We start from the raw sequence: 17,558 nt of genomic DNA, 5'->3' as shown, positions 1-17,558 counted from the left end.
ACCCGCGAAGCAGGCGACTCGGTCTGCCAGTCAATCTTCGCTGATGGTAATGCTTGGCATCGCCGGCGCAGCAGCTTCCTGCAGCATGATCCGCGCGCCCACCTGGCGGGCCAGCTCCTGATAGACCATCGCAATCTGGCTTTCCGGCTCGGCGATCGCCGTCGGCTTGCCACTATCGGCCTGCTCGCGAATCAGCATCGACAGCGGCAACGACGCCAACAGGTCGACGCCATACTGGCTCGCCAGCTTCTCGCCACCGCCTTCGCCGAACAGGTGCTCGGCATGGCCGCAGTTCGAGCAGATGTGCACGGCCATGTTCTCCACCACGCCCAGCACCGGGATGTTGACCTTGCGGAACATCTCCACGCCCTTCTTGGCATCCAGCAGGGCCAGGTCCTGCGGGGTGGTGACGATCACCGAACCGGCAACCGGTACCTTCTGCGCCAGGGTCAGCTGGATGTCTCCGGTGCCCGGCGGCATGTCGATCACCAGGTAATCCAGGTCGTCCCAGGCAGTCTGGGTCACCAGCTGCAGCAGCGCGCCGGAAACCATAGGGCCACGCCATACCATCGGCGTGTTGTCGTCGGTAAGGAACGCCATGGACATGACTTCCACGCCATGGGCCTTGATCGGCACGAACCACTTCTGCTCGCGAATCTGCGGGCGGGTGCCTTCGGCGATGCCGAACATCACGCCCTGGCTGGGGCCATAGATATCGGCATCGAGAATACCCACCCGCGCGCCCTCGCGAGCCAGCGCCAGGGCCAGGTTGGCCGCGGTGGTCGACTTGCCCACACCGCCCTTGCCCGAGGCCACGGCGATGATGTTCTTGACGTTGGCCATTGCCGGCACCTGAGCCTGGGCCTTGTGCGCAGCCACCACGCAGTCGATCGACACCTGGGCACTGCTGACGCCCTCAAGGTTGCCGATAGCGGTCTGCAGCACCTGGGCCCAGCCGTTCTTGAACAGCCCTGCGGCATAACCCAGTTGCAATTGCACGCTGACCTGGCCGCCCTGGATATCGATTGCGCGCACACAGCCGGCGCTGATCGGGTCCTGGTTCAGGTAGGGGTCGGTGTACTGGCGAAGCACGCCTTCGACGGCGGCACGGGTGACGGCACTCATGGAGACTCCCAATGGCAAACTGAATGTAAAACAGACGCCTATCCTAACCCGTCAATCGTCAGCAGATGCGCATGCGGGGTGAAATATCTTCGCCAGCCCTTTATAGTGGCCGATCAACCTCATTTTTACCCCGTCGCCAGATAAGTAGCCGAGCCACCATGTCCGAGCCACGTCAGATTCTCGTCACCAGCGCCTTGCCCTATGCCAACGGATCGATCCACCTTGGCCATATGCTCGAGTACATTCAGACAGACATGTGGGTCCGCTTCCAGAAGCTGCGCGGCAACCAGTGCATCTACGTTTGCGCCGACGACGCCCACGGTTCGGCCATCATGCTGCGCGCCGAGAAAGAAGGCATCACCCCGGAACAGCTGATCGCCAACGTCCAGGCCGAACACAGCAGCGACTTCGCCGACTTCCTGGTGGACTTCGACAACTTCCACTCCACCCACAGCGAAGAAAACCGCGAGCTGTCGGGCCTGATCTACGCGCGCCTGCGAGACGCCGGGCACATCGCCACCCGTTCGGTAACCCAGTATTTCGACCCGGAAAAGGGCATGTTCCTCGCCGACCGCTTCATCAAGGGCACCTGCCCCAAGTGCGCGGCCGAAGACCAGTACGGCGACAACTGCGAGAAATGCGGCGCCACCTACGCGCCCACCGAGCTGAAGAACCCCAAGTCGGCCATCTCTGGTGCCACCCCGGTATTGCGTGATTCCCAGCACTTCTTCTTCAAGCTGCCGGACTTCCAGGCCATGCTGCAGCAGTGGACCCGTAGCGGCACGCTGCAGGACGCGGTAGCCAACAAGCTGGCCGAATGGCTGGACTCGGGCCTGCAGGAGTGGGACATCTCCCGCGACGCGCCGTACTTCGGCTTCGAGATCCCAGGCGAGCCAGGCAAGTACTTCTACGTGTGGCTGGATGCACCGATCGGCTACATGGCCAGCTTCAAGAACCTTTGTGCACGCCGCCCGGAGCTGGACTTCGACGCGTTCTGGAACGAAGGCTCCAAGGCCGAGCTGTACCACTTCATCGGCAAGGACATCGTCAACTTCCACGCCCTGTTCTGGCCAGCCATGCTCGAAGGCGCGGGCTTCCGCAAGCCGAGCGCGGTCAACGTGCACGGCTACCTGACCGTGAACGGCGCCAAGATGTCCAAGTCGCGCGGTACCTTCATCAAGGCCCGCACCTACCTCGACCACCTGCAGCCGGAATACCTGCGTTACTACTACGCTGCCAAGCTGGGCCGCGGTGTCGATGACCTGGACCTGAACCTGGAAGACTTCGTGCAGAAGGTCAACTCCGACCTGGTCGGCAAGGTGGTCAACATCGCCAGCCGCTGCGCCGGTTTCATCCACAAGGGCAATGAAGGCGTGATGGTAGCTGGCGATGCTGCACCGGAGCTGACCGAAGCCTTCCTGGCGGCCGCCCCGTCGATCGCCGACGCCTATGAAGGCCGCGACTTCGGCCGTGCCATGCGCGAAATCATGGCGCTGGCCGACCGCGCCAACGCCTGGATCGCTGACAAGGCCCCATGGTCGCTGGCCAAACAGGAAGGCAAGCAGGATGAAGTTCAGGCCATCTGCGCCCAAGGCATCAACCTGTTCCGCCAATTGGTGATCTTCCTCAAGCCGGTGCTGCCGGTACTGGCTGCCGACGCCGAGGCCTTCCTCAACGTGGCACCACTGACCTGGAACGACCACCTGTCGCGCCTGGAAAACCACCAATTGAACCCGTTCAAGGCGCTGATGAGCCGCATCGAACCGGCCAAGGTCGAAGCCATGGTCGCCGCCAGCAAGGAAGACCTGCTGGCCGCCGAAGCCAAGGCCCCGGCCGGCAATGGCGAGCTGGCCAAGGACCCACTGTCGGCGGAAATCGAGTTCGACACCTTCGCTGCCGTCGATCTGCGCGTGGCACTGATCGTCAAGGCCGAAGCCGTACCGGGCGCGGACAAGCTGCTGCAACTGACCCTGGACATCGGTGACGAGCGCCGCAACGTGTTTTCCGGCATCAAGTCGGCGTACCCCGACCCGTCCCAGCTGGAAGGCCGGCTGACCATGATGGTGGCCAACCTCAAGCCACGGAAGATGCGCTTTGGGGTGTCCGAAGGGATGGTCATGGCGGCCGGGCCTGGCGGTGAAGAGATCTACCTGCTGAGCCCGGACAGCGGTGCCAAGCCAGGCCAGCGCATCAAGTAACAAAACCTGCTGGACCTTGTGGGAGCGGGCGTGCCCGCGAAACTGACTACGCGGTGCATGGCACCGGCGTTGCCGGTGTTCGCGGGCACGCCCGCTCTCACAATGACTCCGGCACCTCGATGCCAAACCCGGACAATCGCCCCGATTCCCGGCTATCGTCATCTCATGAGCGACTACATCCTGGTACTGATCAGCGCTGCGCTGGTCAATCACCTGTGCCTGCAACAACAGCCATTCCCAAGGCTGCACCTCCACGTGCACGGTCTCGCCTGCGCACTGTGCATTGCCTTGGGCGTGATCGGCGCACAACTACTGGTGCGCGGGGTGCTTGCCCCACTGCAAGCCCAGGACCTTGCCCTGTTCCTGTTGTTGCCCTGGCTGGCCGTGCTTGCCTGGGGCGTACCATGGCTACTGACAAGATGGCGCCCGAGCTGGCCGGTGACGCAACTGCCCGCGCTGCTGTTGAGCAACGCGGTAGTACTGGGCTTGACCCTGCAACAGGCAAGCGACGAAAGCACATGGCTCGCTACCTTGCTGCAAGGCCTGCTGGCCGGCGGCGGCTTCTGGCTGGCGTTGGTGCTGTTCGCCGACCTGCGCCAGCGCAGCGCTCATGCCGACGTCCCCGGGGCAATGCGCGGCCTGCCCATCGAACTGCTTGGGGCCGGAGTAATGGCCATGGCGATTTCCGGCTTCAACGGGCTGTTCGCCCAATGACCGCCAAGCCCGACCCGCGGCTACGCACCAGCATGGGCCTGGTGTTGCTGGCCTGCGTACCTGGCCTGCTGGCGCTGTTCTGGCTGCATGGCTGGAGTTTGCTACTGAACCTGTTGCTGTGCGCCAGCACCGCGCTGCTGTGCGAGGCGCTGTTGCTTACCTTGCGAGCACAACCGCTGCGCACGGCGCTGAACGACGGCAGCGCGCTGGTGACCGCCGTGCTGCTCGCCGCCGCCCTGCCCACCTTGGCACCCTGGTGGTTGCCGGTGGTCGCTACCAGCGTTGCCATCGGCATCGGCAAGCAGGCCTTTGGCGGGGTTGGGCGCAACCTGTTCAACCCGGCCATGGTCGGCTACGCCTTCGTGCTGCTGAGCTTCCCGTTGCAGATGAACCATTGGCCGGGGCCGGCACCAGGCCTGCTCGACAGCCTACAGCTGGTGTTCGCCGGCGGCGAGCAGATCGATGCCTGGGCCAGGCCGACGCTGCTCGACGGCCTTCGCCACAACCACAGCCTGACCATCGATGAACTGTTCGCCGGTCACACGGGCTTCGGCAGCATCGGTGGACGGGGCAGCGAATGGGTCAACCTGGCGTTCCTGCTGGGCGGCCTGTTCCTGCTGCAACGCAAGGTTATCAGTTGGCATGCGCCGGCCGGTCTGCTGGCTGGGTTGTTCCTGTTCAGCCTGCTGGGCTGGAATGGCTCGGGCTCGGACTCCAACGGCTCTCCCCTGGTGCACCTGTTCTCCGGCTCGACAATGATGGCGGCGTTCTTCATTGCCACCGAACCGGTGTCCGGGCCCCGGCAGGAGTGGGCGAAGCTGGGTTTCGGCCTGGGGGCGGGCCTGCTGATCTATCTGATCCGCACCTGGGGTAGCTACCCGGACGGTACAGCGTTCGCCGTCCTGCTCATGAACCTCATGGCGCCGAGCCTCGAACGCCTGGCTCTGCAGCGCCAGCAGGTTGCCCGATGAAGCGCCTGGTACGTGATGTGGGTTTGTTGCTCCTGACCGGAGCACTGGCGCTGTCGACCACTTTGGCCTGGCAGCACTGGACCAGCGCAGCCATCGCCGACGCCGAGAAGCAACTGAATAGCCGCCAGCGGCTGGCGGTGTTGCCAGAAGGCAGTTACGACAACCAACCTTTGGACAGCCCGTTGCCTAGGCCCGCCGCACAGCGGCCAAACAGCCGCATCCTGGCAGCTTACCGGGCAACGCTGGCGGGTAAACCGGCCGCCGTCATACTGGTCACAAAGGCCCAGGGCTATGCCGGGCCTATCGTGCTGAGCGTGGCCATCGCAGCGGACGGCCGACTGATCGGCAGCCAGGTGGTCGAGCAACAGGAAAGCCCTGGGCTGGGTGCACGCCTGGGTGATGCGCAGCTGAACTGGCTGGGGCAATTTGCCAATCGTCAGCTGGGCGACCACTGGGCGCTGAAGCGCGACCAGGGCGACTTTGACCAGTTGGCCGGCGCAACCGTGACCTCACGTGCAGTGATCGTCGCGCTACAGGAAGCGCTGAGCTACTTCGATGAGCAGCGCAGGGTATTGCTGGAGGGCGCCACGCATGAATAGGCTCTACCTGCTCGGCGCAAGCCTGGTGCCTCTGCTGGGCGCCACCCGAACACTGAGCGAAGGCGCCACCATAGGCGTGTGCGCAGTGCTGCTGAGCAGCCTTCACCAGCTATTAATGCCCCCCCTGCGCCGACGGTCTGTCACCTGGACCTATGTACTGGCCAGCCTGCTGGTTCTGGCGGCCCTGGCCAGTTGCTTGCAACTGGCACTGCGTGCCTGGCTGCTGCCACTGGCACTCTCCCTCGGCCACTATCCCGCACTGCTGTGCCTGCAATGCCTGGCCATTGACTACCTGCTACCCGATCAAGGGCGCTGGCGCCTGCTCGCCGGCCACCTTTGCGCGCTGCTTGCCACATGCCTGCTGCTTGGTGCCAGCCGCCAATGGCTGGCCGACGGTATCGGCCTGCACCTGGCCAGCCTGGCCCCGGGCGCCTTGCTACTGCTCGGACTGCTGTTGGCCTTGTACAATCGCCTGCGTCCGGGCCCTGCCCAATCACGTCATCAAGGAAAGCTCTGATTTCATGAATGCCGCCAAACGCCTGGAGATCTTTCGCAGGCTGCACGAAGACAACCCCGACCCGAAGACCGAACTGGCGTACACCACCCCGTTCGAGTTGCTGGTCGCCGTGACACTGTCTGCGCAATCCACCGATGTCGGCGTCAACAAGGCCACCGCACGCCTGTTCCCGGTCGCCAACACCCCCGAGGCCATCTATGCGCTGGGCGTCGAAGGCCTGAGTGAGTACATCAAGACCATTGGCTTGTACAACAGCAAGGCGAAGAACGTTATCGAAGCCTGCCGGCTGCTGATCGAACGCCATGACAGCCAGGTCCCGCAGACTCGCGAAGCCCTGGAGGCGCTACCCGGCGTTGGCCGCAAGACCGCCAACGTAGTGCTCAACACAGCGTTCCGCCAGCCGACCATGGCGGTGGATACCCATATCTTCCGGGTCAGCAACCGTACGGGCATTGCGCCAGGCAAGACGGTGCTGGAAGTGGAGAAAAAGCTGATCAAGTTCGTACCAAAGGATTACCTGCTCGACGCCCACCACTGGCTGATCCTGCACGGGCGCTATGTGTGCCAGGCACGCAAGCCACGCTGCGGCAGTTGCCGGATTGAAGACTTGTGCGAGTACAAGCACAAGACCTCCGACGATTGAGTCGATAGCTGGAAACTACCTGCAGCGATTGAAAAAATCTTTTTTACCAGCGTCTGCTTTCTGGTTATAAGGACGGCCAATGGCCCCTTGGCTTGGAGCGACTCATGAGTAGCGATAAAGACGACCTGTCGATCGAAGATGATTTTGTTGCCGCAGATGACGAAGCGGAACCCCAGGTGGAAACCGCAAAGACCAACCTGAGCAAGCGCCGCACCATCGACAATATGCTGGAGGAAAGGCGCCTGCAGAAGCAGTTGGCCGACTTCGACTACGATCTGTAACCCTGGCAAAGCCTCCTGGCTGGAGGCTTTACGGCCTTGGCGTTCAGTTCAACCCTTGCCGCTGCGCCAGCTCGATCAGGTCGACCAGCGAGCGCGCATTGAGCTTGAGCAACAGGCGCGACTTGTAGGTACTGACCGTCTTGTTGCTGAGGAACATGCTGTCGGCAATCTCCTTGTTGGAACGCCCTCGCGCCAGCTGTTGCAACACGGTCATCTCGCGCGCCGAGAGGCGGTTGACCATATCCGTCTCGCTTCCGCCCCTGCCACGTGACACATGCAAGGCCTGGTTGGGGAAGTAGCTGTAGCCCGACAGTACGGCCTTGATGGCGCTCAGCAGCTCGGTGAGTTCCTGCTGCTTGCACACATACCCCGCCGCCCCCGCCTGCATGCAGCGCATCGAGAAGTTGCCGGGGGCCTGCGATGTCAGCACCAGCACCTTGCTGCCCGGGCTGAAAGTTGTCATGCGACCGATCACCTCCAAGCCATCCAGCTTGGGGATACCGATATCGAGCACCACGATATCCGGCAGGTATTGCCGTGGGAGTTGCAGCGCAGCCACCCCGTTGTCGGTTTCCGCCACGACGTCATACCCATGCCGCTCCATCAGCATGCGTACGGCCAGGCGTATGACCGGATGATCATCCACGATAAGCACTTTATTCATGCGATATCCATTCATTGCTTTTGCTTTGGCCCGCCAAGATAACCTACAGAACGCTTACTGGCGCGGTGATTTACCGGCGAAATATATGAACAGATAGAACCTACAACACTTACAGAAATTTCCTACACTCAACTGATGCACTTGTAACAATCAAATTCCCTGTTACCAAATGAACGGTATCACCGGCTGGTAAAAGTGCACCAGTTGGAAACCGGCCGACACCTCAGGAAATATTCAGCTCAAATGCGCTGAACAAACACCGTCATCAGGATTTCAAGCGATTATTCTCACCCGGGAAACAATCCAGTCTTTAGTTGAGCATCGCCGTAAGGTAAAGATGTGCAAAATCGCTGGAGACGACCCATATGCACCAAGTACAGCCTGTCGCCCCGCTGACGATCATTGCCATCTTCGCAGGGATTATCGAAGCCTCCGCCCTTGCCACATTGCCGTTTCTCAGCGAATCCAGCCAAAAGCTCTATACCTGGTTCCTGGTGGGCTTCCCATTCTTCCTGACGGCACTGTTCTTCCTCACGCTCAACTTCAATTACAAGTCGTTCTACGACCCGTCGCCAAACAGGACGCCAAACGACAACACATCGACACCGAGTGATGTGGCCAAGCATGCAATTCCCGGTAGTACCGGCGAAGCGCTGCAGGGCGAGCCTGTCACGTTCATGTTTTCCGGCCCCGATGCCTATCGCATGATGGAGCAGCAATTGCTGTCCGCCCTCGCCCAACCGCCTCAGCAATCTCGCACCTGGCGCTTTTGCAACCTGGACAGACGCCAGTGCGCGCAACTATCGATCAGCGCGCTTGATGAACAGGTGGCAAACGACGGCCACTGATTCCCCAGAAAAAAAAACCCCGGCCTGAGCCGGGGTTCTTGCCGCACATGACGGTAATCAGAGCAGCGAGCGGCCCTTGTTGGCAGCAATGCGCATACGCAGGGCGTTGAGCTTGATGAAGCCAGCTGCATCCGCCTGGTTGTAGGCGCCGCCATCTTCCTCGAAGGTAGCGATGTTGGCGTCGAACAGCGAGTCGTCCGACTTGCGGCCGACAACGGTGACGTTGCCCTTGTACAACTTCAGGCGTACCACGCCGTTCACGTTGACCTGCGAAGCGTCGATCATCTGTTGCAGCATCAGACGCTCCGGGCTCCACCAGTAGCCGGTGTAGATCAGGCTGGCGTACTTCGGCATCAGCTCATCCTTCAGGTGAGCGACTTCGCGGTCCAGGGTGATCGACTCGATGGCACGGTGGGCCTTGAGCATGATGGTGCCACCAGGGGTCTCGTAGCAACCGCGCGACTTCATGCCGACGTAACGGTTCTCGACGATATCCAGACGGCCGATGCCATTGGCACCACCGATACGGTTCAGGTCGGCCAGGACGGTGGCCGGAGTCTTCTCGACACCGTCGATGGCAACGATGTCACCGTTGCGGTAGGTCAGCTCGATGTAGGTAGCCTGATCCGGGGCGTTCTCAGGCGAGACACTCCAGCGCCACATGTCTTCTTCGTGCTCGGTCCAGGTATCTTCCAGGACACCGCCTTCGTAGGAGATGTGCAGCAGGTTGGCGTCCATCGAGTACGGCGACTTCTTCTTGCCGTGGCGCTCGATCGGGATGCCGTGCTTCTCGGCGTAGTCCATCAGCTTCTCGCGGGACAGCAGGTCCCACTCACGCCATGGGGCGATTACCTTGACGCCTGGCTTCAGCGCGTAGGCACCCAGTTCGAAACGCACCTGGTCGTTGCCTTTGCCGGTGGCGCCATGGGAAATGGCGTCGGCGCCGGTTTCGTTGGCAATTTCGATCAGGCGCTTGGCGATCAGCGGACGGGCGATGGAAGTACCCAGCAGGTACTCGCCCTCGTAGACGGTGTTGGCGCGGAACATCGGGAACACGAAATCACGCACGAATTCTTCGCGCAGGTCGTCGATGTAGATCTCTTTAACGCCCATTGCCTGGGCCTTGGCACGAGCCGGCTCGACCTCTTCGCCCTGCCCCAGGTCAGCGGTGAAGGTCACCACTTCGCAGTTGTAGGTATCCTGCAGCCACTTGAGAATCACCGAAGTATCAAGGCCGCCGGAATACGCCAGTACGACCTTTTTTACGTCCGCCATGCCATCACTCCACGGGGTTGTACGGAAAGGGATCGATTCTAACGACGTTACGGATAAAATTACAGTGGGGCGACAGCTTCTGACGACAAAGCGACAAGAAGTTTCGGAAGGGCGACTTACCGTCGGAAATTATGAAATGCCGTGTGGGAGCAGCCTTCAGGACTTGGCAGGTGTTGGCTCAGGGGCCTTTTCGACAGGCTTCTCAGCCGGCTTCTCGATGACCGCAACCCGATCCAGTTCGATATTCACCCGACGATTACGCGCCCGGTTGGCAGCATTGGTGTTCTTCGCCAATGGGTAACGCTCGCCATGGAAACGCACGGTAATCTGCTCTTCCGGAACGCCATGGGCCTTGAGGTAGTCGGCTACCGCCAGTGCCCGGCGGCGCGACATGTCGCGATTGGTCAGGCGATTGCCACTGTTGTCGGAGTGGCCGTTGAGCTCTACATGGTTAACGGTCGGGTCAGCCTTGATGTAGTCGAGGATCACATCCAGCCGTGCCTTGGCCGCGCCATCCAGCTCGAAGCCTCCCCCGGGGAAGCCCACCTGGGTCTGACGCACCTGATCGTAATTCATCGGCAGCAGCTTGCCGGCACAGGCCTGATAGTCGTTGTAGGCCTTGGCGAAGCTGACCGGCAGCACACGCACCTCCATCGGCCTGCCCGCCTCGCCGGCATAATTGCGTACCACCGTGCTGCGCCCATCGAGCAGGCCGTTGATCAGGCGACTGGCCTGGCCTTGGGAAGAACTGAACAACACCCCGGTACGGGCCATGCGCACGCTGCCCAGATTGATGTCGCTGCGCCCAGGCTGCCACGGCGCAGCAGCTGCCAGCAATGTGGCCGTGCCCGCCCCCAGTACGTTGCTGTCCGAGCGCAACTGGAACACCGGCTGCTCGCCCGCGCGGCGCACGAACTCGCCACTGCCGAAACCATCGATCGGCTGGATCAGCCGGCATTCGAACTGGTCACCCTCGACCTTCCAGGCAATGTTTTCCATGCGCGTCTGGAAGGTCAGCGCACCGGCCGGCAGGCTGGCGAACAGGGTCAACAGGGCTAGGTAACGCTGGCGCACGGGCGGCTCCACAAATTCAGACGGCTTACCTGCAGGCTATCGGACGCCTGGCGGAAAACTTGATAGCCGTGCTCCACCCAGGGTTTTCCGGTAGCATTGGGGCTTGAGTTCGACCCGCCTGGAATCCCCAATGTCCGATCGCCTGACCCTCCTGCGTCCCGACGACTGGCACATCCATCTGCGCGATGGTGCCGTCCTGCCCCACACCGTTGGCGATGTGGCGCGTACTTTCGCCCGTGCCATCATCATGCCCAACCTGGTTCCGCCGGTACGCAATGCCGTAGAGGCCGGCGCCTACCGTGAGCGCATCCTGGCCGCCCGCCCGGCTGGCAGCAGCTTCGAGCCGCTGATGGTGTTGTACCTCACCGACCGCACCAGCCCCGAGGACATCCGCGCGGCCAAGGCCAGCGGTTTCGTGTATGCCGCCAAGCTGTACCCTGCTGGCGCCACCACCAATTCCGACTCGGGCGTGACCAGCATCGACAACATCTTCCCGGCCATCGAGGCGCTGGCGGAAGTTGGCATGCCGCTACTGGTGCATGGCGAAGTGACCCGTAGCGAGATCGACGTGTTCGACCGCGAGAAGCGCTTCATCGACGAGCATATGCGCCGTGTGGTCGAGCGCTTCCCGACACTGAAGGTGGTGTTCGAGCACATCACCACCAGCGATGCCGCGCAGTTCGTCACCGAGGCCCCGGCCAACGTCGGCGCGACCATCACCGCGCAGCACCTGCTGTACAACCGCAACCACATGCTGGTTGGCGGCATTCGCCCGCACTTCTACTGCCTGCCGATCCTCAAGCGCAACACCCATCAGGTGGCGTTGCTGGATGCGGCCACCAGCGGCAACCCGAAGTTCTTCCTGGGTACCGACTCGGCCCCACACGCCCGACACGCCAAGGAAGCCGCCTGCGGTTGCGCCGGTTGCTACACCGCCTACGCAGCCATCGAGATGTACGCCGAAGCGTTCGAGCAGCGTAACGCGCTGGACAAGCTGGAAGGCTTTGCCAGCCTGCACGGCCCGGCGTTCTACGGCCTGCCGGCAAACACCGACACCATTACCCTGGTCCGCGAAGAATGGACCGCCCCGGATAGCCTGCCGTTTGGCGAGCAGACCGTGGTCCCGCTGCGCGCCGGCGAAAAACTGCGCTGGCGCCTGCTGGAGGAAAACGCGTGAGCGAAGACCTCTACGAAGACGACCTCGACACCCAAGGCAGCAGCGGTTCGCGCCACCCGATGGCCGAGCGTTTCCGCGGCTATCTGCCGGTAGTGGTAGACGTTGAAACCGGCGGCTTCAACAGCGCTACCGATGCCCTGCTGGAAATTGCCGCAGTCACCATCGGCATGGACGAAAAGGGCTTCCTGTTCCCCGAGCACACCTACTTCCACCGCGTGGAGCCATTCGAGGGCGCCAACATCGAGGCGGCCGCGCTGGAATTCACCGGGATCAAGCTGGACCACCCGCTGCGTATGGCAGTCAGCGAAGAAAGTGCGCTGACCGACATATTCCGTGGCGTACGCAAGGCGCTCAAGGCCAATGGTTGCAAGCGGGCGATCCTGGTCGGCCACAACAGCAGCTTTGACCTGGGCTTCCTCAATGCGGCGGTGACGCGCAATGACCTGAAGCGCAACCCGTTCCACCCGTTCTCCAGCTTCGACACCGCTACCCTGGCGGGCCTGGCTTATGGCCAGACCGTACTGGCGCGGGCCTGCCAGAGCGCCGACATCGACTTCGACGGGCGTGAGGCGCACTCGGCGCGCTATGACACCGAGAAGACGGCCGAGCTGTTCTGCGGCATCGTCAACCGCTGGAAAGAGATGGGCGGCTGGCGCGATTTCAACGATTGATCTGCAAAAGCGTTCGCGGGCATGCCCGCTCCCACAGGTACTGCAGTGGCCTCAGCCATTGTGCGACTCATGTGGGAGCGGGCAAGCCTGCGAAGAGGCCGGCACAGGACGGCACAAAAAAACCGGCCACAAGGGCCGGTTTTTTCATGCACGCGGCAATTACAGCTTGCCAGCGTTCTCGCTCAGGTAGGCAGCAACGCCTTCCGGCGAAGCGTTCATGCCTTTGTCGCCTTTTTTCCAGTTGGCAGGGCAGACTTCGCCGTGCTCTTCGTGGAACTGCAGGGCGTCGACCAGGCGCAGCAGCTCGTCCATGTTGCGGCCCAGTGGCAGGTCGTTGACGATCTGCGAACGAACAACACCGTTGGTGTCGATCAGGAAGGCGCCACGGAAGGCTACGCCGCCTTCGGACTCGACGTCGTAGGCTTTGCAGATTTCGTGGGTCATGTCGGCAGCCAGGGTGTACTTGACCTGGCCGATACCGCCGTTGTTGACCGGGGTGTTACGCCAGGCGTTGTGGGTGAAGTGCGAGTCGATCGACACGCCAATCACTTCCACGTTGCGCGCCTGGAAGTCAGGGATGCGGTTGTCCAGGGCGATCAGCTCGGACGGGCAGACGAAGGTGAAGTCCAGCGGGTAGAAGAACACCAGGCCGTACTTGCCCTTGATGGCCGAAGCCAGGTTGAAGCTGTCGACGATCTCGCCGTTGCCCAGCACGGCCGGAACGGTGAAATCGGGGGCTTTCTTACCAACGAGTACGCTCATTGTAATCTCCTGATGAGGGTGAAAAACCGTTTGCCGGGCCAGACGGGCTTGCCCGACATCCAACAAAGGCCGTCCATCATACACGGCTTCTGGTGACAGGCCGACTCCAACGACGAAGCAACCGCCGGTCGCTCAAGCACGGCCCTTTCAGAAACTCATTTGACAAGCATTCTCATTAACATTAAGCTCCACTCCATCGAGCCCACCAACGATGGTCAGCCTTTATGTATGTGTGTCTTTGTGTCGGCGTTACCGACGGACAGATCCGCGATGCGATCTATGAAGGATGCTGCAGCTACAAGGAAGTGCGAGCCGCCACCAACGTCGCCAGCCAGTGCGGCAAATGTGCCTGCGTGGCCAAGCAGGTGGTCCGCGAGACCCTGACCGAACTCCAGGTCAGCCAGGCAGCCCTGCCCTACCCCGTGGAATTTACCGCAGCCTGAAAACGAAGAATTCGAAGAACCGGACCTTGCGTCCGGTTTTTTTATGCTCGCAATTCAATAAGTTAGCGCTCCAACGCGGTTCACAAACATTCTTATTTCCATTAATTTTCACTTATTATTCAAGAACTTAGGTTTGACACACCTAAGTATCGGGCTCAAACTTCACTGTATTGGCACACTTCTACAGGGCAGGAACCCGACATGAAAGGCGACGTAAGCGTCATCCAGCATCTCAACAAGATCCTCGGAAACGAGCTGGTCGCGATCAACCAGTACTTCCTGCACGCACGCATGTACGAAGATTGGGGCCTGAACAAACTCGGCAAGCACGAGTACAAGGAATCCATCGACGAGATGAAGCACGCTGACAAACTGATCAAGCGTATTCTCTTCCTCGAAGGCATCCCCAACGTCCAGGACCTGGGCAAGCTGCTGATTGGCGAGCACACCAAAGAGATGCTCGAATGCGACCTGAAGATCGAACAGAAAGGCCTGGTCGACCTGAAAGCGGCCATCGCCCATTGCGAAACCGCTGGCGACTTTGGCTCGCGTGACATGCTCGAAGATATCCTCGAGTCCGAGGAAGAACACATCGACTGGCTGGAAACCCAGCTGGGGCTGATCGACAAGATTGGTATCGAGAACTACCTGCAGTCGCAGATGGGCGAAGAATAAATATTCGCTCCATGAAAAAACCCGCGATCAGCGGGTTTTTTCATGCTTGCCGGAAAATCAGGCCTCGGAAGCCTTGGCCTTGGCAGCCGCTTCCTTGATCAGGGTCTGCAGCTCACCCTTCTCGAACATTTCCAGCATGATGTCGCTGCCGCCGACCAGTTCACCGGCTACCCACAGCTGCGGGAAGGTCGGCCAGTTGGCGTATTTTGGCAGGTTCGCACGGATTTCCGGGTTCTGCAGGATGTCGACGTAGGCGAACTTCTCGCCACAACCCATCACGGCCTGCGATGCACGCGCAGAGAAGCCACACTGCGGGGCATTCGGCGAGCCTTTCATGTAAAGCAGAATGGTGTTGTTGGCAATCTGCTCTTTGATCGTTTCGATGATATCCATGTAGCACCTCGGCTGAACTTTCCGACGCGGTCGTCGGCACGGTGACGCATTGTAACGGAAAGCCGAGCAGCATGCTCGGCCTTACCATTCCTTACGCGGCCTCTACCTGCACGGGTACGCCATTGAGGGCGGCGTTGCCGGAAACCTGGTCACGCAGACGCTCATCGGTGAGGTCGTTGGCACTCACCCCAGGTTGCGCCTTGGCGATCTTCATGTGCACGCCTTGACGAGAGTGACCGAAGCCATGGGGCAGGCTGACTACACCAGGCATCATGTCCTCGCAGGCCTGAACCTCGACTTCAAGATCCCCGGTACGCGAGCGGATACGAACTCGCTGGCCGTCCTGCAACTGACGATGCTGCAGGTCCTGCGGATGCATCAACAACTGATGGCGCGGTTTGCCTTTCACCAGTCGATGAAAGTTGTGCATCCATGAATTGTTGCTGCGAACATGGCGACGGCCGATCAGCAGCAGTTCGCCCGGCGCCGGAGGGGCCTGTTGCGCCAGTCGCCCCAAGTCATCCAGCAGCACCTGGGGCGCCGCTTCAACGGCCTTGCTGGCAGTCGTCAGGCGCGCAGCGAGGTTGGCGCGCAATGGCCCCAGGTCGAGGCCATGCGGGTGCTCGTCCAGCGCTGCCAGCGACAGCTGCCAGGGTGTCGCGTCACCATAACGCCCCTTGCGCAGGGCCAGGTCGATCATCTGCGCCGGTGCCAAGGTCGGCTTCAATTCCAGCTCGGCGCGTTTGGCGAACGCTTGTGCCAGTCCGACAAAAATTTCCCAGTCATGCAATGCCCCTTCGGGCTTGGCCAGGATCGCCCGGTTGAAGCGGGTCACGTTGCGCACGGCCAGCAAGTTGAATGTGCTGTCGTAATGGTCGTTTTCCAGCGCCGAGGTAGAGGGCAGGATCAGGTCGGCATGGCGGGTGGTTTCGTTGATGTACAGGTCAATGCTGAGCATGAACTCCAGCCCGTCCAGCGCCACATCCAGCTGGCGGCCATTGGGCGTTGAGAGCACGGGGTTGCCAGCCACCGTCACCAGCGCACGCACCTGCCCTTCGCCGGGCGTCAGCATTTCCTCGGCCAAGGCCGCCACGGGCAGTTCGCCGCCGTACTCGGGCAAGCCCGACACCCGGCTCTGCCAGGCGTTGAAATGGCCACCCGAGGTGGTCGCCACCAGGTCGACGGCAGGCTCGGTGCACAACGCGCCGCCTTCACGGTCAAGGTTGCCGGTCACCAGGTTGATCAGTTGCACCAGCCAGTGGCAAAGGGTGCCGTAGGCTTGGGTCGAAACCCCCATGCGGCCGTAGCACACCGCCCTGTCGGCCGCGGCAAAGTCCCTTGCCAGCTGGCGAATGTCTGTCGCGGCAATGCCACAGTGCGCGCTCATGGCCTCCGCGCTGAACGGCGCGATCGCTTCGCGCACCTGCTGCAGGCCGACGACCGGCAAGTGTGAGCCGCGCGCCAGGCCTTCAGCGAACAGGGTATTGAGCAAGCCACACAACAAGGCCGCATCCCCTCCAGGGCGAATGAACAGGTGACTGTCGGCCATCGCCGCCGTTTCGCTGCGCCGCGGGTCCACCACCACCAGGCGCCCACCCCGGGCCTGCAGGGCTTTCAGGCGTTTTTCCACGTCCGGCACGGTCATGATGCTGCCGTTGGAGGCCAGCGGGTTGCCGCCGAGGATCAGCATGAAACCGGTCTGGTCGATGTCCGGGATCGGCAGCAGCAGGCCATGGCCGTACATCAGGTGGCTGACCAGGTGCTGCGGCAACTGGTCCACCGAGGTGGCAGAGAAGCGGTTGCGGGTTTTCAGCAGGCCCAGGAAGTAGTTGCTGTGGGTCATCAGGCCGTAGTTGTGCACGCTCGGGTTGCCTTGGTACACCGCCACGGCATTGCGCCCATGGACCTGCTGGATCGCCCACAGCCTGTCGGCGGCCAGGGCAAAGGCCTCGTCCCAGCCGATGGCCTCCCAGTGCTCGCCCACCCGCTTGTGCGGTTGGCGCAGGCGGTCGGGGTCGTTCTGAATGTCCTGCAGGGCCACGGCCTTGGGGCAGACATGGCCGCGGCTGAATGGGTCCTGGGGGTCACCCTTGATCGAACTGATCTGAGCCTGCCCGTCGTCGTCATGGCTGACTTCAATGTTCAGCCCACAGATCGCTTCGCACAGGTGACAGGCACGGTGATGCAGGGTCTTGGTCATGGCCGCCTCTGCCTTGTTGTTGTGGAGGATGTGTAGAGGGTTGTCGAACATCGACTATGCGCCCAGCCCCCGCCACCGGCCAGCGCCCTTCGCGGCGTGAATCCACCGACATCAGGCACACGATTTGCGACAGCCATTTGCCAAATTGCCGGCAAGCCGTGTACAACCCTCTGTAGCAAATAAAAAACAGCACTGCCCGTCGGGAAAAGACACCCTTTGCAACACCCTTTGGTACTGGGCAGCTGTTTCCCCTCTTGGCTTCAGGCGACATTTACTTATAGTATTGCGCCTTTCCCTATTTCGTCCGCCCCCGTGCGGCTTACGCCGC

At 61.5% G+C, this 17,558-nt stretch carries 19 protein-coding genes; 12 read left to right on the top strand and 7 right to left on the bottom strand.

Annotation, left to right across the window (positions count from 1 at the left end; translation table 11 throughout):
* Nucleotides 1–30: 30 nt before the first annotated feature.
* Entirely contained in the window at nt 31–1,125 is a 1,095-nt protein-coding gene (apbC, locus tag MJ643_RS15065) for an iron-sulfur cluster carrier protein ApbC (protein ID WP_024087663.1), read from the bottom strand.
* 158 nt (nt 1,126–1,283) lie between these two features.
* Here apbC and metG point away from each other — a divergent pair, with 158 nt between their 5' ends.
* The 7 genes from metG to MJ643_RS15030 all read left to right on the top strand — a co-directional run bounded on the left by metG (nt 1,284) and on the right by MJ643_RS15030 (nt 7,048).
* The gene (gene metG, locus MJ643_RS15060) at nt 1,284–3,323 is read left to right on the top strand and encodes a methionine--tRNA ligase (protein WP_015271555.1); all 2,040 of its coding nucleotides are present in this window, start codon (nt 1,284–1,286) and stop codon (nt 3,321–3,323) included.
* Between the two features lie 165 nt (nt 3,324–3,488).
* Nucleotides 3,489–4,037: an Rnf-Nqr domain containing protein gene (locus MJ643_RS15055; protein ID WP_208209430.1), complete on the top strand. Its 549-nt coding sequence runs from the start codon at nt 3,489–3,491 to the stop codon at nt 4,035–4,037.
* On the top strand, nt 4,034–5,008 hold the full coding sequence (locus tag MJ643_RS15050; protein ID WP_208209429.1) for an RnfABCDGE type electron transport complex subunit D: 975 nt from the start codon (nt 4,034–4,036) through the stop codon (nt 5,006–5,008). Before MJ643_RS15055 ends, MJ643_RS15050 begins: the two co-directional genes overlap by 4 nt.
* On the top strand, nt 5,005–5,607 hold the full coding sequence (locus MJ643_RS15045; protein WP_013973951.1) for an RnfABCDGE type electron transport complex subunit G: 603 nt from the start codon (nt 5,005–5,007) through the stop codon (nt 5,605–5,607). Before MJ643_RS15050 ends, MJ643_RS15045 begins: the two co-directional genes overlap by 4 nt.
* Nucleotides 5,600–6,124: an NADH:quinone oxidoreductase gene (locus MJ643_RS15040; protein ID WP_013973952.1), complete on the top strand. Its 525-nt coding sequence runs from the start codon at nt 5,600–5,602 to the stop codon at nt 6,122–6,124. Before MJ643_RS15045 ends, MJ643_RS15040 begins: the two co-directional genes overlap by 8 nt.
* A 4-nt stretch (nt 6,125–6,128) precedes the next feature.
* Nucleotides 6,129–6,767, top strand: a complete 639-nt coding sequence (gene nth / locus MJ643_RS15035; RefSeq protein ID WP_013973953.1) for an endonuclease III — start codon at nt 6,129–6,131, stop codon at nt 6,765–6,767.
* A gap of 104 nt (nt 6,768–6,871) precedes the next feature.
* Nucleotides 6,872–7,048, top strand: a complete 177-nt coding sequence (locus MJ643_RS15030; protein ID WP_003258006.1) for a hypothetical protein — start codon at nt 6,872–6,874, stop codon at nt 7,046–7,048.
* A gap of 43 nt (nt 7,049–7,091) precedes the next feature.
* Here MJ643_RS15030 and MJ643_RS15025 read toward each other — a convergent pair whose 3' ends face one another.
* Complete coding sequence (locus MJ643_RS15025; RefSeq protein ID WP_208209428.1) at nt 7,092–7,712, bottom strand: response regulator transcription factor; 621 nt, start codon at nt 7,710–7,712, stop codon at nt 7,092–7,094.
* 365 nt (nt 7,713–8,077) lie between these two features.
* Between MJ643_RS15025 and MJ643_RS15020 the strand changes: the two genes are divergently transcribed.
* On the top strand, nt 8,078–8,560 hold the full coding sequence (locus tag MJ643_RS15020) for a hypothetical protein (protein ID WP_013973955.1): 483 nt from the start codon (nt 8,078–8,080) through the stop codon (nt 8,558–8,560).
* A 57-nt stretch (nt 8,561–8,617) separates the two neighbouring features.
* On the opposite strand, the gene MJ643_RS15015 is transcribed toward MJ643_RS15020, so the two are convergent.
* Nucleotides 8,618–9,835, bottom strand: a complete 1,218-nt coding sequence (locus tag MJ643_RS15015) for an argininosuccinate synthase (protein ID WP_013973956.1) — start codon at nt 9,833–9,835, stop codon at nt 8,618–8,620.
* 156 nt (nt 9,836–9,991) lie between these two features.
* Nucleotides 9,992–10,909 (bottom strand): OmpA family protein, encoded by a 918-nt coding sequence (locus MJ643_RS15010; protein WP_024087665.1) that lies wholly within the window; start codon nt 10,907–10,909, stop codon nt 9,992–9,994.
* 130 nt (nt 10,910–11,039) lie between these two features.
* Between MJ643_RS15010 and pyrC the strand changes: the two genes are divergently transcribed.
* Together pyrC and rnt are read left to right on the top strand one after the other, a co-directional pair.
* Nucleotides 11,040–12,086 carry a dihydroorotase gene (pyrC, locus tag MJ643_RS15005; protein ID WP_013973958.1) on the top strand — a complete coding sequence of 349 codons (1,047 nt, stop codon included), beginning with the start codon at nt 11,040–11,042 and terminating at the stop codon, nt 12,084–12,086.
* Complete coding sequence (rnt, locus tag MJ643_RS15000; protein ID WP_003258010.1) at nt 12,083–12,757, top strand: ribonuclease T; 675 nt, start codon at nt 12,083–12,085, stop codon at nt 12,755–12,757. The genes pyrC and rnt overlap by 4 nt, the downstream gene beginning before the upstream one ends.
* A gap of 159 nt (nt 12,758–12,916) precedes the next feature.
* Here rnt and MJ643_RS14995 read toward each other — a convergent pair whose 3' ends face one another.
* Complete coding sequence (locus MJ643_RS14995; RefSeq protein WP_003254945.1) at nt 12,917–13,519, bottom strand: peroxiredoxin; 603 nt, start codon at nt 13,517–13,519, stop codon at nt 12,917–12,919.
* A gap of 224 nt (nt 13,520–13,743) precedes the next feature.
* Between MJ643_RS14995 and MJ643_RS14990 the strand changes: the two genes are divergently transcribed.
* Together MJ643_RS14990 and bfr are read left to right on the top strand one after the other, a co-directional pair.
* The gene (locus tag MJ643_RS14990) at nt 13,744–13,962 is read left to right on the top strand and encodes a bacterioferritin-associated ferredoxin (RefSeq protein ID WP_003254947.1); all 219 of its coding nucleotides are present in this window, start codon (nt 13,744–13,746) and stop codon (nt 13,960–13,962) included.
* A 201-nt stretch (nt 13,963–14,163) separates the two neighbouring features.
* Nucleotides 14,164–14,637: a bacterioferritin gene (gene bfr / locus MJ643_RS14985; protein WP_003258014.1), complete on the top strand. Its 474-nt coding sequence runs from the start codon at nt 14,164–14,166 to the stop codon at nt 14,635–14,637.
* 57 nt (nt 14,638–14,694) lie between these two features.
* On the opposite strand, the gene grxD is transcribed toward bfr, so the two are convergent.
* Nucleotides 14,695–15,030, bottom strand: a complete 336-nt coding sequence (gene grxD, locus MJ643_RS14980) for a Grx4 family monothiol glutaredoxin (protein WP_003254949.1) — start codon at nt 15,028–15,030, stop codon at nt 14,695–14,697.
* 91 nt (nt 15,031–15,121) lie between these two features.
* Nucleotides 15,122–17,230, bottom strand: coding sequence for a molybdopterin oxidoreductase family protein (locus MJ643_RS14975; RefSeq protein WP_024087666.1), 2,109 nt, complete (start codon nt 17,228–17,230; stop codon nt 15,122–15,124).
* Between the last annotated feature and the right edge of the window lie 328 nt (nt 17,231–17,558).

It is taken from the genome of Pseudomonas sp. PNPG3 (assembly GCF_023093815.1).
GTDB lineage: Bacteria > Pseudomonadota > Gammaproteobacteria > Pseudomonadales > Pseudomonadaceae > Aquipseudomonas > Aquipseudomonas asiatica.
This window is presented reverse-complemented; position numbering and strand designations above follow the sequence as displayed.

What these genes read in the sequence shown, in the direction of transcription:
- apbC (WP_024087663.1), bottom strand. Translation starts at nt 1,125, where the DNA reads ATGAGTGCCGTCACCCGTGCCGCCGTCGAAGGCGTGCTTCGCCAGTAC.
- metG (WP_015271555.1), top strand. Translation starts at nt 1,284, where the DNA reads ATGTCCGAGCCACGTCAGATTCTCGTCACCAGCGCCTTGCCCTATGCC.
- MJ643_RS15055 (WP_208209430.1), top strand. Translation starts at nt 3,489, where the DNA reads ATGAGCGACTACATCCTGGTACTGATCAGCGCTGCGCTGGTCAATCAC.
- MJ643_RS15050 (WP_208209429.1), top strand. Translation starts at nt 4,034, where the DNA reads ATGACCGCCAAGCCCGACCCGCGGCTACGCACCAGCATGGGCCTGGTG.
- MJ643_RS15045 (WP_013973951.1), top strand. Translation starts at nt 5,005, where the DNA reads ATGAAGCGCCTGGTACGTGATGTGGGTTTGTTGCTCCTGACCGGAGCA.
- MJ643_RS15040 (WP_013973952.1), top strand. Translation starts at nt 5,600, where the DNA reads ATGAATAGGCTCTACCTGCTCGGCGCAAGCCTGGTGCCTCTGCTGGGC.
- nth (WP_013973953.1), top strand. Translation starts at nt 6,129, where the DNA reads ATGAATGCCGCCAAACGCCTGGAGATCTTTCGCAGGCTGCACGAAGAC.
- MJ643_RS15030 (WP_003258006.1), top strand. Translation starts at nt 6,872, where the DNA reads ATGAGTAGCGATAAAGACGACCTGTCGATCGAAGATGATTTTGTTGCC.
- MJ643_RS15025 (WP_208209428.1), bottom strand. Translation starts at nt 7,712, where the DNA reads ATGAATAAAGTGCTTATCGTGGATGATCATCCGGTCATACGCCTGGCC.
- MJ643_RS15020 (WP_013973955.1), top strand. Translation starts at nt 8,078, where the DNA reads ATGCACCAAGTACAGCCTGTCGCCCCGCTGACGATCATTGCCATCTTC.
- MJ643_RS15015 (WP_013973956.1), bottom strand. Translation starts at nt 9,835, where the DNA reads ATGGCGGACGTAAAAAAGGTCGTACTGGCGTATTCCGGCGGCCTTGAT.
- pyrC (WP_013973958.1), top strand. Translation starts at nt 11,040, where the DNA reads ATGTCCGATCGCCTGACCCTCCTGCGTCCCGACGACTGGCACATCCAT.
- MJ643_RS14995 (WP_003254945.1), bottom strand. Translation starts at nt 13,519, where the DNA reads ATGAGCGTACTCGTTGGTAAGAAAGCCCCCGATTTCACCGTTCCGGCC.
- MJ643_RS14990 (WP_003254947.1), top strand. Translation starts at nt 13,744, where the DNA reads ATGTATGTGTGTCTTTGTGTCGGCGTTACCGACGGACAGATCCGCGAT.
- bfr (WP_003258014.1), top strand. Translation starts at nt 14,164, where the DNA reads ATGAAAGGCGACGTAAGCGTCATCCAGCATCTCAACAAGATCCTCGGA.
- grxD (WP_003254949.1), bottom strand. Translation starts at nt 15,030, where the DNA reads ATGGATATCATCGAAACGATCAAAGAGCAGATTGCCAACAACACCATT.
- MJ643_RS14975 (WP_024087666.1), bottom strand. Translation starts at nt 17,230, where the DNA reads ATGACCAAGACCCTGCATCACCGTGCCTGTCACCTGTGCGAAGCGATC.